Origin of the sequence: Gemmatimonas aurantiaca T-27 (assembly GCF_000010305.1) — a bacterium.
GTDB classification, from domain to species: domain Bacteria; phylum Gemmatimonadota; class Gemmatimonadetes; order Gemmatimonadales; family Gemmatimonadaceae; genus Gemmatimonas; species Gemmatimonas aurantiaca.
Genome location: NC_012489.1, coordinates 954,314 through 968,675 on the forward strand (window position 1 = coordinate 954,314; position 14,362 = coordinate 968,675).

Below are 14,362 nucleotides of genomic sequence, written 5' to 3' on the forward strand. Positions count from 1 at the left end.
CCCTCGGGAATGGGACCGAAGTCTGTGGGCGGCCGCACGATTGCCCGCCCACTTCCAATTCTACGTCGCGACCGGTGAGAAGGCTCCCGGTGCGAACGGGAAAAGATGCGGGCTCTGGTGTGAGGGGATTCGGCGCCGCGTTGCGCGTGTCGGATATCACCTTCTGCGCCGACTCATGATCGAATCCACTGCTCGCCTGTTGCGCCTGACCGTCATCTGCTCTCTCTGCGTGCTCAACGCGTGCGGTGGCGGTGACACATCGTCCGGCGGAACACCTACGGTGCCTGTCACGCCGACCACACCCAATCCTCCGGCGACGAATGTCCCGGCATCGGTTGCCATCGTGGCTGGTGATGCCCAGTCCGGTGAAACAGGAGCGCGTCTGCCCAATCCGTTGTCGGTACTGGTGCGCAACAACGCGGGGACGCCCATCGCAGGTGTCGCGGTGGAATTCAGCATCGATTCCGGCGGTGGTTCACTCAGCAGCACGGCGGCCACCACGACCGCCGAAGGCATTGCCACCAGCGGCATGTGGACGCTTGGCGCGGTGGGCAACAATGTCGTCGTCGCGCGGGTAGCCTCGTTGCCGGTGGTGCGCTTTCACAGCATTGCTGTGGGGCCCGCAGTGCGCACACTGGTTGATCGCACGACCGTGCCGGCCAGCGGAGGCATCATCACCTATCGCAAGCCGGGCGACCCACTGGATGGCCTCACGGTCACGATCCCAGCGCAATCGTATGCCACGGCGACGGCGTGGACCATCACCGCCGATTCCGTGACACGTCCTACGCTACCGGCTGGTTTTGTCCAGGTGGGGCCCACACTCACCGTGGACAATGGCGCCGCACACGCGGACAGCGTGATGTCGTTGTCGATGCCGACATCGGCTGGCGGTGATGACGCCGTGGCGCCGTTTTATTTCGATGCCGCGACCGGCTACCTCGAACCCATTCCCATCGTGGAGCGCAGTGCAGGCACCGTGGGACTCGCCACGCGGCACTTCTCACGGGACTTGCTGGCGCTGCCTGGTGTGGATCCAGGTGTCAGCGCCGCCCGCAGCGCGCTGATGGCCGGTGGTGTGGCGTTGCGCGCCTTCGGGGCCGTGAAGGTGGTGTGGATCAAGACACCACGTGCTCAGCTCGCGGGCACCTTCACGTCGGGTTTCACCGCTGGACAGGACAACTGGGAGTTCGAGAATCGCGGCCACTTTGCGGCCCCTCGCGGAAGCTGCGAAGGCATGAGCATCACCGCGCTGCACTACTGGTACTTCCTCAAGCGCAATGGTGCGCCATCGCTGTACCACCGTTTCGACAAGTCCCTCACCGATCTGCTCGACAACGTGCAGGGGCAGCGATACGCCGCGGCGGTGCAGGCCGACTACCTCGCCTATGCCTCCGCGCATGGCGATCAGGTCGAAAAACTCATCACGCAGGCGACACAACGCGGCACCAAGCTCGAAGAGCTCACGCCGAGCTGGATCGTGCTCACACTCAAGCTGCTCAAGCAGCCGGTGCTGATTGGTCTGCTCTCCGGCAGCGGCGGCCACGCAGTCATTGCCACGGCGGCCACCTACGATCCGGGCACAGCGATCACCACCGTGACATTTGTCGATCCCAACCTCCCCACGCAGGCCCGCACGATGCGCTTTCAGGGAGGGACGCTGATGCCAGTGGCCCTCTCGACAAAAGCCAATGATCCCCAGATCTCGTTCACCCGTGCCTACGCGATCGCCGTCTCAGCCGAGCTGCCGCTGGCCGATATCTCCAAGCGATGGGCCGAATTCCAGAAGCAGCAGGCAGGAGCTGGTCTGTATCCCGCCAACTATCGCGCCGAGTATTTCAATCCGCTGACGGAAAGCTGGGAGCGTCTCACCGATACCGTGCGGACCACCAGTGAGCGATTGCCACTTCGGCACATCTGCCCATCGTGCAAGGCGCCCACCCGCGGAGGAGTGGCCAACGAACATCCGCTCAAGCTCTGGGATGGTGGTGGAACGGCGGGTGTGCCGCAGAGCTACGTGGAGAACGAACCCGGCGTCGAGTCGTACTATGCCGAGCTCGAGGCCTATACCGACATCGATCCCACCCGCTCCTCACAACTCGACGCCAAGCGGTTCACGGTGGTCTACAGCCCTGTTGAACTGATTGCGCCAACCACCAGCGCGTTGGTGGGAACACCGGAAACCTGGCGCATCAATGCCGGCGCACTCGCCACCCCCGGCGTCACCTACACCTGGAAGACCAGTGATGGAGCGCCCGACGTCACCACAACCACCACGTCGTTCACTTTCACGCCGAAGCAGCCCGGTGAGACCACGATCTCGGTGCTGATGAAGGACGCCAACGGTGTGCTCATCGCCAAGCCTGCCAGTGTGCGCGTGGTCGGCCTTCGCCTCACCCTGACACCAGCGGCCGGCATCCTCTCGCGGAACACGCCGGTGACGTTTGTATTGTCGTCACCCGACTATCCCCTGTCGTCGCTCCGGAACAAGCGGTTCTCGTGGTTCATGGCCACGCCGGATGGAGCCGTCGAGGAATACACCGATGTCCCCACACTGACTCGCACGTTCATCGGCCGCGGACCGGTGACCGTCAACGTGCACGCCTACACCTTCGGTGTCGACTCCATCGATGTGCCGCTCGGCAAGGTGCTCGATCAGCAGTACACCGTCAGTGAGATCCTGCCCACATGGAAATTCACATCATTCACGGTGCAGGTGGACAAATCGGGCCCCAATCCCTGGCTGAATAATCCGTCCATTGGCAGCACCACCCACTTCACGCGGCCGGAACAACTCTGGGTTGAGATCCAGAATGGTGTGAAGCGCGGTGGCTTTCTGTTTCTCGAGCGCGATTCGACGTTTGGCACGCAGAACCGTGCGGCTACGCTCAAACGACGTGGCATCTACTTCGTTGACACCGATCAGCCACTGCTTTCTGCCGACGATGTGGTGCGTTATCTCGACATGCCGCAGCTCGGGACCACGCTCAACACGAGCAGCCTCCCGCAGGTGCGCGCCAACTGGTTTGCCAATCCGGTCATGCCTTTCCGCGCAGCCGATGCTGCAGATCTGAGTGAGAGCTACACCCTCAGCGGCACCATTGCCGGAGGGAGTCTGATCAGCACCACATGGAACTGGCAGTTCAGCACCTTCAAAGGAAATGGGCTGACATTGTGGTTCCCCTTCGAGACACGACAGATCCACGTGACGTTTGGTGCGACGACGGCCACGGGAACCATCACCGTGATCAGCCGCGATTTTGATCACTCGCTCGAGGTGTTGCCACGTCCGGAAACCAAACGCTGGACGATCACCGCGCGGTTCACGGCCGAACGTGTGAAATAGTCGGGCTGGCTCGACGGCGGTTTGCTCCGGCGGCCAGGCCAGCAATGGTCTGGCCGCTCGTGTCTCGGCCCCCGCGATCCCATTTGAACCCTTTGGCACCAACCGGCATCCAATGCCGTAGGGGTGGCCGATCGGCTCACCGAGCCATGTGCCTTGACAGGCTTCAACTACAGGTGTAAAACTACACTTGTAGTAATAACCGGAGCCTTCATGTCTGAGCAGCACAGTTTCACCGCCCTCCAACTGGCTATCCTGCGCGTCCTCTGGGAGCGCGGCGAAGCTACCGTCGTCGAGATCTGGGAAGCGCTGCATGAGGAGCGTGGTCTCGCCCAGACCACCCTCGCCACCATGCTGTCGCGCCTCGAAAAGCGTGGGGCCGTGAGTCATCGCACCAGCGCCCGGCAGTTCGTCTACCGTGCCGTGGTCAGCGAAGACGCCGCCCGCCACTCGATGGTCAGTGAGCTCACCACCCGGCTGTTCGAGGGTGATGTGCCGTCGCTGGTGAGTCATTTGCTCACTGCACAGGACATCAGCCCCGGTGACCGTGAGCGGATCCGCGCCATGCTCGATGCTGCTGCCCCCAAGCCGGAGTCCCAGTAATGGAAGCGATGACGCGGACAGCCCTCGCGTGGCTGCTGACCTACGCCATTCACAGCACCGTACTGCTGGCTCTCGCCTGGTTGCTCTCGCGATGGGGGCGGCTGTCGATGCATACGCTCGACTTCATCTGGAAGCTCGCGCTCGTCGGTGGACTGCTCACGTCCACTCTGCAATTGGGCTTCAATGTGCGACCCTTCGGATCGTTCGCATTGGAAGGCGCACGCCTCCCCGTCGCATCGCTGGTGGACCGATCTTCGTCGATCGTTCCGGCGGCAGGATCGTCACACGAGCAGGCCAAAGAGCACGAGCCCGTCGTGAGCGGATCTACCGCCATGGCCCCTGCGACACCGCTTGTCGCCGCGGCGGCGACGCCGACTCCCGCAGGATCCCGTCGAGTCGGGATCGAACTGCTGCTCTTCGCGGCGTGGGCGGTGGTGGCACTCGTGCTTTCGCTGGTGTACGTGGCTCGGCGTCTGATGTTGGTGGGTCGTCTCGCCAATCGGCAGCACATCACCGAGGGCAGCTTGCCGGTGATGCTCGACGCGTTGCGTCGTGCGGTGGGGTTCCGTTCACATGTGGCGCTCACGTCGGTGAACACGATCTCGAGTCCGGTGGCACTTGGACTGCATGAGATCTGTGTGCCCGAGGCGGCGTTGACGGAGCTCACGTCGGACGAGCAACGTGGACTGCTCGCACACGAACTCGCACATCTTGCCCGCCGCGATCCAGTGTGGCTGGACGTGGCGTCCCTCATCGAGCGGGTGTTCTTCTTTCAGCCGCTCAATCGTCTGGCGCGCCAGGAAATCCAGCGCAACGCGGAGTTCCTGTGCGACGACTGGGCTGCCGAGCGCACCGGAAACGGCCTTCCACTGGCCCACTGCCTGGCCCGTGTGGCCGAGTGGATCGAGGCATCGCCGGTCGGAGTGCCGGTGGCGGGCATGGCAGAGCAGCGTTCACTGTTGGTGACACGCATTGCGCGCCTCATCGAAGGACGCCGTGCCGAAGGACGCCGCGCCAGCTCGCCCCTGTCGCGGGTGCTCACCATCGCCACGGCCACGGTACTGCTTTCCGCGGTGGTGGCCGCAGCACCCGGCGTGCGGCGTACCCACGGACCTGTTTCATCGAGCGCCAGCATCGGGTCGACGACCGACGAGCCAACGGTGCGCCTCAGTGCCGCGCTGGACGAGGCCGACGAAGAGCGTCACCAGGATCGCCGCGAACCAACCGACGCCGATGATCCGGCCGTCATCACCGCGCTCATTGCCCGCCTCAAGGATGCTGATGCCAGCGTGCGCCGCGCCGCAGCGGGTTCACTGGGCAACCTGCGCAGCAAGGCCGCTGTGCCGGCGCTCATCGCGGCCATTGATGATGCGAACAAGGATGTCCGGGTGGCCGTCTGTGAAGCGCTCGGTCATATCGGGGATGCTCGTGCCGTGCCATCCCTGACACGGTTGCTCACCGATGCCTCACCGGAAGTTCGGCAGCACGCCCTCGATGCGCTCGACGATTTTGCCGAAGAGCTCACGGTGCAACAGATCCTTCCGAGCACGCAGGATGCTCGCGCAGAAACGCGCGCCAAGGCCGCTGAACTGCTCGGAGAAATCGGTGATCGTGATGCGATCCCCACGTTGCAGCGGTTGCTGAGCGATGCCTCCGAGGACGTACGATCGACTGCGCTGGAATCGCTGTGTGAACTCAAGGCCGTGTTGAGCGCCCCGCAAATTGCCGCGCTGTTGAGCGATGCATCGGCCGATGTGCGGCACGCCGCGCTCGAATATGTGAAAGAACAGCCCACCCTCGGCAACGTAGCCACCATCCGGAAGATGGTGAGCGATGCCGACGAGCATGTGCGGGAAGCGGCCATCGAAGCACTGGCCGAACTGCGCAGCCCGGAAGCGCGGACCGCGTTGCGTGAGGCGCTCAACTCCAGCGATCCCGCCGTACGTCGTCGGGCCGCCGAAGCCCTGGGAGAACGGCCATGAGCCCGGTGCGCGTAGGACTTGCCGCCGCCGCGATTGCCGCGATGGGTTGGACCACGGTGAGCGCACTCGATCGTGTCACCATTCCGGCCAGCCTGCAGTCGTCTGGAATCGTGCGTGAGCAACACCCTGGGCCGGATTCACTGCGGGTCGCCTCGTTGCTCATCGCGCTCGACAAGGGAGACCCTCTCATCTGCGAAGTGTTTGCCGACCGTATGGGCAACTCCTGGTGGGGACGTGCCAGCCGAATCGGAGACTTTGGCGACGCGGCTGCCAACCAGCGTGCGGCGCAGGATTCGCTCAGTGGACGTATCGAACATGCGGGCACGATCCAACTGCTCACGGCCTCACTGTCTCATGGCAACCCGTGTGTGCGTCGTGTCGCCGCCCGATGGTTGGGGCGGAGCAGTGTGGCGACCTCGCGTCTGACTGGACTGCTGGATGATCCCTCCGCCACCGTGCGTGAGGCTGCCGCGTATGCCATTGGCTCCGGCGAGAAGCGCCAGACCCGGGTCGCGCTGGAAGCCATGTTGGCTCGGCGCGGAGGCGCGGAGGCGGCGATGGCCGCCTGGGCGCTTGCCGAAGAAGATGATTCGGCGTCGGTGCCAGCGCTCCAGCGTGCTTTGCGTCATGCCGACGCGCCCGTGCGCCGCGCTGCGGCCTACGCGTTGGGTGAGATCGCGGATCTGCGTGCGCTGGATGCGCTCAGCGCAGCGCTGCGTGATGCCGACGCAGAGGTTCGTTATGCGTCGGCCCACGCCATTGGTGAGCTGGATGATCTCGAGCATCCGCCAGCAGCGCTGCTGGAGGCGTGCCGGTCGAGCGACCGGAAGCTGGCCCGCATTGCCGCCATGACGGTCGCTGAACTGCACGATCCGGCTACGCTCGATGTGCTCATTGCGCTGGCCGATATGGACGACCGCGATGTACGTGTGCACGTGGCCGAAGCGCTTGGCGAGATCGGCTCGCTCAAGGCCAACGCGCCACTGCTGCGGATGCTGCAGGACCAGGACGCCGAAGTCCGGCGGGCCGCCGCCGAAGCGCTTGGTGAACTGCGCGAGAACGGCTCGCGCGACTAAAGTAGACTGCACGAACTCTCCTACCGTTCTCTCCCGCGTTTCCGCGCGCGAAACTCTCCCTCCCGTTCATGTCTGCATTGTTTCCCCGCGCGACGGTACTCGGCGTCGCGTTGATGCTCGTCGCGCTCGATCGTACGGATGCGCAGCCCGCACTTGGCAGTGGCACGCCGGGCAGCAGCAACTCCACGCCGTTCCAGCGACTCTTGGTGGGGGAGCCTGGTCGCGCGGAGGCCACCCGTACCACCGGGTCCATTCACCTCGACGGGCGGCTGGACGAGGCGGCCTGGCAGACGGCGCGTTATGTCAGCGGGTTGATTCAACGCGAGCCAGCGGAAGGATCTCCGGAGAGCGACTCGACGCTCGTGACTTTTGTGTACGACAATCAGGCGTTGTACATCGGGGCACGCATGATGAGCAGCCATCCCGAGAGTATCCGGCCGCTGGTGGCCCGTCGCGACAAGGAAGGGAGTGCCGAGCAACTGATTCTGTCATTTGATACGTTTGGCGATCGGCGTACCGCCTATACGTTTTCGGTGACCTCCGGTGGGGTGCGTGTCGATTACTACCACGGCTCGGATTTCGAGAACTCGCGTGACTACACTTTCGATCCGGTGTGGGAAGTGCGCACCACCGTTGATGCGAAGGGATGGACCGCCGAAATGCGCATCCCCTTCTCGCAGTTGCGCTTCAGTACAGCCGACGAACAGAACTGGGGCGTGAATATTGTGCGCCTGGTACCGGACCGGAACGAGTCCGACTACTGGATGCTGATCAAGCGCAACGAGACCGGATGGTCCTCACGCATGGGACAACTCACCGGCTTGCGTGGGTTGCGTGCGCGTCAGCGGCTCGAAGTGTTGCCGTATGTGGCGAGTGATACACGAGCCAAGAGCACCGTGAATCCCGCCAATCCGTACGACGCGAAGAACCGGAGCGAAGTCCGTGCTGGCGGTGACGTGAAAATCGGCCTCGGGCCCAATGCCACACTGGAGGCTACCATCAATCCTGACTTCGGTCAGGTGGAAGCCGACCCGGCAGTGGTGAATCTGTCGGCATTCGAGGTGTTCTTCGATGAACGGCGACCCTTCTTTACCGAAGGCACGCAGTTGCTGAACGCGCGTGGCAATTTCTATTCGCGCCGTATCGGTGCGCCGCCTCCACTCAACCCCGGCGGCACCTACGCCGACGTCCCGCACAACACCACCATTCTGGGCGCGGCGAAGGTGTCTGGGCGTTTGCCGTCCAAGTTGTCCTTCGCTGGGCTGACGGCCCTGAGCGCGCAGGAGAATGCGCGCGTCTTCAATGCCGCGCAACGCACCGAAACGACCGCCGAAGTCGCGCCTCGCACCTTGTACGGTGTGGGCGTCGTGCAGCAGGAATTCGGCAAGGATGGATCGACGGCCTATGCCATGTTCACAGCCGTGGAGCGAGATCTCACCAACGGCAGCCAGGCGGAGCGGGTGCTGGCCCAGCGGGCCTACACGGGACTTGCGGATACACGGCTGCGATGGGCCGGCGGTGGGTATGACGCGAGTGCTTTCATCGGATTCAGTCACATCGCCGGTGACTCTCTGGCCATGCTCGCCCAACAGCGATCGAGTCGGCGGTTCTTCCAGCGCCCGGACGCAGGGTACGTGCGCGTGGATCCCAGTCTCACATCGATGAACGGCTATTTCGCCGGCATCAATCACAGCAAGCTCAGTGGGTCATGGCTGTGGGATCTCGATTTCTCGGCAGAGTCGCCGGGGTATGAAATCAACGATGTCGGTCGTCTCGGTGGCACCGATGACATCAGTCAGTCGTCCAATCTGCGGTATCGCCAGACGAAGCGTGGTCAGTACTTCCACAACTGGGATGTGGGCGTCTCGCAGTTCGCCGGTTGGAATTTCGGCGGTGTGACCACGTACAATGGCTTCGAACTGTATAGCAACCAGACGCTGAAGAACTTCCTGCGGTCCTGGGTGGAACTCGGGGTGAATCTTCCTGCGACATCCGATGACCTGACGCGTGGTGGTCCGCTGATGCAGGTCTATGGCAGTCAGTCGCTCGGCGCTGGCATTTCGAGTCGCTCCGGTGCCCGGACGAGTTGGTCGGCGTCGGCCGGCGCCTCCACGTCGAAGGATGGCAGCTACACGTTTGACATGGACGGTGCACTCACCTTGCGTCCCGGTACACGCGTGGAACTCTCACTGACACCATCGTTCAGTCAGAGTGAAAATGCGCGCCAGTATGTCGCGACCCGGGCCAACGGCACGGCGGCCACCTTTGGTTCACGCTACGTCTTTGCCCATGTGGACCAGGTGCAGTACAGCCTGCGCTTCCGTCTCAACTTTGCGCTCACACCAAACCTCACCTTCGAGACCTACGCCGAACCGTTTGCCGCCAGCGGACGGTATCATGAATACGGTGAACTCGGAGCCCGACTCGATCGTGACTTGCGCACCTACGGCACGAATGGCACGACCATCTCGGCACCCGACAGCACCGGCACACGGGTCGTGACGGATGGCGCAACGACCTTCACGCTGGGCAACAGCGACTTCAACCTGCGCTCGTTCCGCAGCAATGCCGTGATGCGTTGGGAATGGCGGCCGGGGTGCACACTTTTTGTGGTGTGGCAACAAGACCGATCAGCGCAGCGCACCCGTGGTCTCACCGTACGACCCGGCGCGCTCTGGGATGCCCTGAGTGCCGATGGCACACAGGTGCTCGCGCTCAAGGCGAGTTACTGGCTGCCACTCTCATTCCGGTGACAAGGGGGGCGTTCAGCGCCCCCATTCCCATCCCGCGTGAATCGACGCGTTGGGGCCGAACTTCTCGACCGTGTATGCGACGCCATGGAGGGACGGCGATCCCGAGACGACGTGGTTGCGGGTGAATGCTGCGGTGGGGTACACGTAGAAGTGCTTCCCAAACTTCGCGTAGTACCCACCGGACAACCCTACACTCAGTGGGCGAAAGCGCGTTTCGCCACCCAGTGATTCCGAGCGCAGTCGCCAGTTCTGGTTGAGTACCACAGCCGCCAGTGCCGGTCCACTGCGCATCGGTCCGCGGAAGCGATAGCCCACCCGCATGACCTGCACCGAGGTCGATCGCGCCTGCCACTCCGCCACGTCGTTGTTCTTGTCGCCTTCCGTGAGGAAGCGCGGCACATCGTAACTGCCGGTGCCTACGGCAATCTGGAAGCCGTTGCGCAGGGTCAGATTCACGATACCGGAGTAACCTCCGATGAAAAACGAGATCGCGTCAGCTTCGGCGGCCACCGAGTACGCAGGCCGTTCGGTCTTGGTCTGGGCCCGTGCGGTCAACGGTGTAAACGACAGCAGCGTGAGTGCGCCCCAAAGGCGTCTGGCAGGCCGAAATGCGTGCGGGAATGACATCGGATGGTCCTTGGCTGATGGAGGTGTCCCCCGCTCCCGGCGGGTTGACGGAAGGCTAGGGTCGCACCGCGTGGCGGTCGTTGACCGGAGGCGCCATCTTCTTGTTCCATCCCGCCGTCCTGGGCGTGCACTCCCACCACGCGAATGCCTGAAAGCACGCTTGCCGCGACCATCGTCGTGGACATGTTGCAGTACCTCGAGGCGCATGGGTCGCCTGCTGAGTCCATTGCACACCGCTGCGGTATCGACCTGCCGGTGCCACTGGAGACCGACGCCCGTGTGCCGGGCCGACAGGTGGAGCGTCTCTGGGCCGCCGCGGTGGAGGCTACTGGCGATGAACTGGTAGGGCTGCACATGGCCGAGGACTACAGCCCGGGAACGTTGGACATCCTGGGGTATGTCGTGCTGAGTTGCCGCACGATCGAAGAGGTACTCGATCGGTTGTCTCGCTATGTGCGGGTGCTGAATGACGGCTTGCGGGTGACCATCGTGCGTGAAGGGTCCGTCACGTACTGCAGGCCGTCGTTCATCACGTCCATCGACAACTACCTGCTGCGGCGGCCCACCGAAGCCATCGACGCCCTGTTCGGTGGTATCGCGCGCGAATTGCGTCGGCTGGCGTCCACACCGTTGACAGCGCAGGAAGTGTGGCTGCGACGGCCACGGCCCGGCAACGATGCTCGCGCACGCTATGAACGGGTGTTTGGTGCACCGGTGCGCTTCGGTATGTCCGAGGATCGATTCATCCTGCCCACATCGCATCTCGCCGAGCGTGTGCGATCAGCCAACCCGATGTTGTTGGCGACGTTCGAACAGCATGCCGACGCGCTGATCGCCGCTCTCGATCGTCCGGCATCGCGTTCGCATCAGGTCGCGCAGGTGTTGGTGCAGCGGCTCAAGGGCAGTGTACCACCACTCCGCGAAGTGGCGCGTGAACTCGCGATGAGTGATCGCAATCTGCAGCGCGCGCTGCGCAACGACGGCACCTCATATCAGAAGCTGCTCGACGATGTGCGCCGCGATCTTGCCCTGCGACATCTGTCGGCGCCCGGCACGTCGGCCAGTCAGGTGGGATTTCTGCTCGGCTTTTCCGAGCCCAGCGCATTTCATCGTGCCTTTCGGCGGTGGACGGGGAAAGCGCCCGGCGCGTATCGGGCCACCACGTGAAGCGGGTCTGCACGTACGCCTGGGCGATCGCCAAGAGGCTCACACTGCCCCTTGTGTTCGGATAGGGTCGATCATAATATACAACCATATGGTTGTACGTTCTCGTCTCACCGACACCGAGCTGGACCGCCTGTTCCGGGCATTGGCTGATGCCACACGGCGCGACATCGTGGCGCACCTGTTCTCGGACGAGCCGGCCTCTGTCTCGACGCTGGCGTCGCGCTATGACATGTCCTTCGCCGCGGTGCAGAAGCATGTGGCCGTGCTCGAGGAGGCTGGCCTGGTGACCAAGCACTCGCAGGGGCGCGAACGCATTGTGCGCGCCAACCCGGAACGTCTCGCGCAGGCCCGCGCCTTGCTGATGCAACTGGAGCAGCTCTGGATGTCCCGCTTCAGTCTGCTCGACGCCATTCTCGCCGAACCTCGCCCACCCAAGGAGTAGTCATGCCGATCACCGAAGTGGTTTCGAACGCCAAGGACCTCACGCTGACGGTCATCGGCGACTATGCCGTGCCCGTGGAGCGCTTGTGGGATGCACATGTGGATCCGCGCCAGCTCGAGCGCTTCTGGGGCCCTGTGGAGTGGCCAGCGACATTCATCCGTCACGAGGTGGCAGTAGGTGGAGAGTCGCAGTACTACATGACGGGTCCCGATGGCACGAAGGCGCACGGGTGGTTTCGCTTTACCGCCGTGGAGCCGCTCAAGCGCTTCGCACTGATCGATGGGTTTGGTGATGCCACCGGTGCGCCCGATCCCGCGATGCCGACCATGGAGATGGTCTTCACGTTCCAGAGCACGGCCACCGGATCGCGCGTGCAGAACGTGACCACGTTTCCGAGCGTCGAGGCGATGGAGCAGTTGGTGAACATGGGCATGGTCGACGGTATCAAGTCGGCGATGAGTCAGACCGATGCGGTACTGGCCGATCTCGCGTCCTTTGCGGCGGGCCGGGCCACGGAAGCGCAGTTGCTCAGTGACACGCAGGTACGCGTGAGCCGTGTGATTCGCGGCAGTGCAGAGCAGGTGTGGCGCGCGCATCACGACGCCGGGCTCCTGCAGCAATGGCTCACCGGGCCGGACGGATGGACCATGCCCGTGTGCCGTGTCGCCAACAAAGTCGGCGATCACTATCGCTATGAGTGGGCGCAGGTCGACGGCACACAGCGCTTCGGTTTCGAAGGCGAGCTATTGGAACTGGCGGCGCCCTACCGTGCAGTCACCACCGAACGGATGGCCGACACCGAAGGTCCGTCCACGCGCAACGAACTCACGCTCACCCCGGTGGCTGGCGGTACCCTCATGAGTCTGGTCATCACCTATCCCACCAAGGAGCTGCGCGACATGATCCTCGGCACGGGCATGACGACCGGGATGGAGACGAGTTATGCGCGGCTCGAGAGTGTGCTGAAGGCGGCGTGACTTCTGGAGGCGATGGAGGGTCTGCCTGCGACCCTCCATCGCGACACGCCGTCCGTCAGGTGGACGATGGCATATCGCTGGTCGCCAGCCACACCGTATGCCCACCGCATTCCGCATCATGCCCGTTGAACGCCTGCACGGTGAAACGGTGATCACGCAGCAACGTCTCGTATTCCGCCGGGGAAAGGCTCGCGTGATACAGGGGCTCGTCGCCGTAGCTGCCGATCGCCTCGCCCTCGGCTGGTCCACTCGTGAACAGCAGCGGCGCACCCGCGTTCACGTGCGCGGCGAAACGCGGAAACATCTCACGCTGTTCGCCAATGCCCAGGTGAAAGAAACTGTCCCACGCCACGATCCCATCGAACCGGCGTCCCAGGGCCAGCGTGCGCATGTCGGCAACATGCCAGGTGCACTCGGGGAAACGCACGTGGCAGCGCGCAATCATGGACGGTGACGAATCCACGCCGACCACCGAGAAGCCGCGCTCGATGATGTAGCGCGCAATGGGTTCACCCATGCCACACCCCACATCGAGCACCGTACCGCCGACAGGCACATGGCTCAGGAACTGATCCAGCCATGCGCGTTCCTGTAGAGAGCGTCCGCGATCGCGGTCGTAGATGTGCGCGTGTCGTTCGTAGAGGCCAACAACCGCGTCTTTCGGCAACAAGGCAGGTTTCTCCGGGATACGAACTCTCGTCATCATGCATCCGTGGTGGGATGCTGTGTGCTCCCCTCTCGGGGAATGCACTACCAATTGAATCGCACCAGCACGGGCAGGAAGAATCGTGTGGATTCAATCGGTTGAGCCAACCACTCGTAGCGTACCTCAATGTCAATGCGCCGTGATACGGGGACAATCGTTCCGGCCTGTATCCCCACCGTATTTCGGACGCCACGCCGCGCGCCGGGATCATTCAGCGACGGCCCCTGCACGGGACGAGAGAGCACCTGATACCCGCTCAACGCCAGCACGGCACGTGGGCCAAGCTGCCAGGCGCGCCACTCTGCTCCGATCGCTTCGCTCGCCACGGTGACGCGGGGGGCGTAGTAGTCACATGGCCCATCGGGGTTGCAGAGTCGTCCTTCATGTTCGAAAGGCGACCCGAAATGTGCAATCCCCAGCGTCAGACGAGGCGACACGCGAGTGTTCGGCTTTCGGACAAGTACTTCACCGAACATGCCGACACGACGTTCGCTATCGGCACCGATACCGCGCCATGTCGGCGCCACGCCCACGCCGAATCGTGCGAGATGTTCACTGGCCTGATCCTGCGCCAGAAGTGAACGGGAGGCCGTGGACAGTACCAGTGCGGCACAGGCGGCTCGGAACAATACGTGCATCCTGGAGCGTCTCCATGTGGCAATGGCGTGAAGTGTGCGACTCCACCC

11 protein-coding genes are annotated in these 14,362 nt (G+C 63.5%); 8 read left to right on the forward strand and 3 right to left on the reverse strand.

Annotated features, from left to right (window positions below; translation table 11 throughout):
- Positions 1-175: 175 nt before the first annotated feature.
- From GAU_RS04075 to GAU_RS04095, 5 genes are all read left to right on the forward strand, one after another.
- A complete protein-coding gene (locus GAU_RS04075) occupies positions 176-3,346 on the forward strand; it encodes an Ig-like domain-containing protein (RefSeq protein ID WP_041265241.1) in 3,171 nt (1,056 codons plus the stop codon).
- A gap of 210 nt (positions 3,347-3,556) precedes the next feature.
- Positions 3,557-3,946, forward strand: a complete 390-nt coding sequence (locus tag GAU_RS04080; RefSeq protein ID WP_012682289.1) for a BlaI/MecI/CopY family transcriptional regulator — start codon at positions 3,557-3,559, stop codon at positions 3,944-3,946.
- Positions 3,946-5,928, forward strand: a complete 1,983-nt coding sequence (locus GAU_RS04085) for a M56 family metallopeptidase (protein WP_012682290.1) — start codon at positions 3,946-3,948, stop codon at positions 5,926-5,928. Before GAU_RS04080 ends, GAU_RS04085 begins: the two co-directional genes overlap by 1 nt.
- Positions 5,925-7,004 (forward strand): HEAT repeat domain-containing protein, encoded by a 1,080-nt coding sequence (locus GAU_RS04090; RefSeq protein WP_041265242.1) that lies wholly within the window; start codon positions 5,925-5,927, stop codon positions 7,002-7,004. The genes GAU_RS04085 and GAU_RS04090 overlap by 4 nt, the downstream gene beginning before the upstream one ends.
- Before the next feature lie 68 nt (positions 7,005-7,072).
- On the forward strand, positions 7,073-9,757 hold the full coding sequence (locus tag GAU_RS04095; RefSeq protein ID WP_041265243.1) for a DUF5916 domain-containing protein: 2,685 nt from the start codon (positions 7,073-7,075) through the stop codon (positions 9,755-9,757).
- A 12-nt stretch (positions 9,758-9,769) separates the two neighbouring features.
- Here the strand turns inward: GAU_RS04095 and GAU_RS04100 are convergent, their stop codons facing one another.
- On the reverse strand, positions 9,770-10,384 hold the full coding sequence (locus tag GAU_RS04100) for a hypothetical protein (RefSeq protein WP_012682293.1): 615 nt from the start codon (positions 10,382-10,384) through the stop codon (positions 9,770-9,772).
- A 144-nt stretch (positions 10,385-10,528) separates the two neighbouring features.
- On the opposite strand from GAU_RS04100, the gene GAU_RS04105 reads away from it, so the two are divergent.
- From GAU_RS04105 to GAU_RS04115, 3 genes are all read left to right on the forward strand, one after another.
- Complete coding sequence (locus GAU_RS04105; protein ID WP_012682294.1) at positions 10,529-11,551, forward strand: AraC family transcriptional regulator; 1,023 nt, start codon at positions 10,529-10,531, stop codon at positions 11,549-11,551.
- Positions 11,552-11,639: 88 nt separating this feature from the next.
- Positions 11,640-11,993, forward strand: a complete 354-nt coding sequence (locus tag GAU_RS04110; protein ID WP_012682295.1) for an ArsR/SmtB family transcription factor — start codon at positions 11,640-11,642, stop codon at positions 11,991-11,993.
- Positions 11,994-11,995: 2 nt separating this feature from the next.
- On the forward strand, positions 11,996-12,970 hold the full coding sequence (locus GAU_RS04115) for an SRPBCC family protein (RefSeq protein ID WP_041265244.1): 975 nt from the start codon (positions 11,996-11,998) through the stop codon (positions 12,968-12,970).
- A 55-nt stretch (positions 12,971-13,025) separates the two neighbouring features.
- On the opposite strand, the gene GAU_RS04120 is transcribed toward GAU_RS04115, so the two are convergent.
- On the reverse strand, positions 13,026-13,676 hold the full coding sequence (locus GAU_RS04120) for a class I SAM-dependent DNA methyltransferase (RefSeq protein WP_197526044.1): 651 nt from the start codon (positions 13,674-13,676) through the stop codon (positions 13,026-13,028).
- 44 nt (positions 13,677-13,720) lie between these two features.
- The gene (locus GAU_RS04125) at positions 13,721-14,314 is read right to left on the reverse strand and encodes a hypothetical protein (protein WP_012682298.1); all 594 of its coding nucleotides are present in this window, start codon (positions 14,312-14,314) and stop codon (positions 13,721-13,723) included.
- Positions 14,315-14,362: the final 48 nt, after the last annotated feature.

Bases quoted from the DNA above. Each gene is read 5' to 3' on its own strand.
- GAU_RS04095 (WP_041265243.1), top strand. From the start codon at position 7,073: ATGTCTGCATTGTTTCCCCGCGCGACGGTACTCGGCGTCGCGTTGATG.
- GAU_RS04125 (WP_012682298.1), bottom strand. From the start codon at position 14,314: ATGCACGTATTGTTCCGAGCCGCCTGTGCCGCACTGGTACTGTCCACG.
- GAU_RS04090 (WP_041265242.1), top strand. From the start codon at position 5,925: ATGAGCCCGGTGCGCGTAGGACTTGCCGCCGCCGCGATTGCCGCGATG.
- GAU_RS04120 (WP_197526044.1), bottom strand. From the start codon at position 13,676: ATGATGACGAGAGTTCGTATCCCGGAGAAACCTGCCTTGTTGCCGAAA.
- GAU_RS04105 (WP_012682294.1), top strand. From the start codon at position 10,529: ATGCCTGAAAGCACGCTTGCCGCGACCATCGTCGTGGACATGTTGCAG.
- GAU_RS04080 (WP_012682289.1), top strand. From the start codon at position 3,557: ATGTCTGAGCAGCACAGTTTCACCGCCCTCCAACTGGCTATCCTGCGC.
- GAU_RS04085 (WP_012682290.1), top strand. From the start codon at position 3,946: ATGGAAGCGATGACGCGGACAGCCCTCGCGTGGCTGCTGACCTACGCC.
- GAU_RS04100 (WP_012682293.1), bottom strand. From the start codon at position 10,384: ATGTCATTCCCGCACGCATTTCGGCCTGCCAGACGCCTTTGGGGCGCA.
- GAU_RS04075 (WP_041265241.1), top strand. From the start codon at position 176: ATGATCGAATCCACTGCTCGCCTGTTGCGCCTGACCGTCATCTGCTCT.
- GAU_RS04115 (WP_041265244.1), top strand. From the start codon at position 11,996: ATGCCGATCACCGAAGTGGTTTCGAACGCCAAGGACCTCACGCTGACG.
- GAU_RS04110 (WP_012682295.1), top strand. From the start codon at position 11,640: ATGGTTGTACGTTCTCGTCTCACCGACACCGAGCTGGACCGCCTGTTC.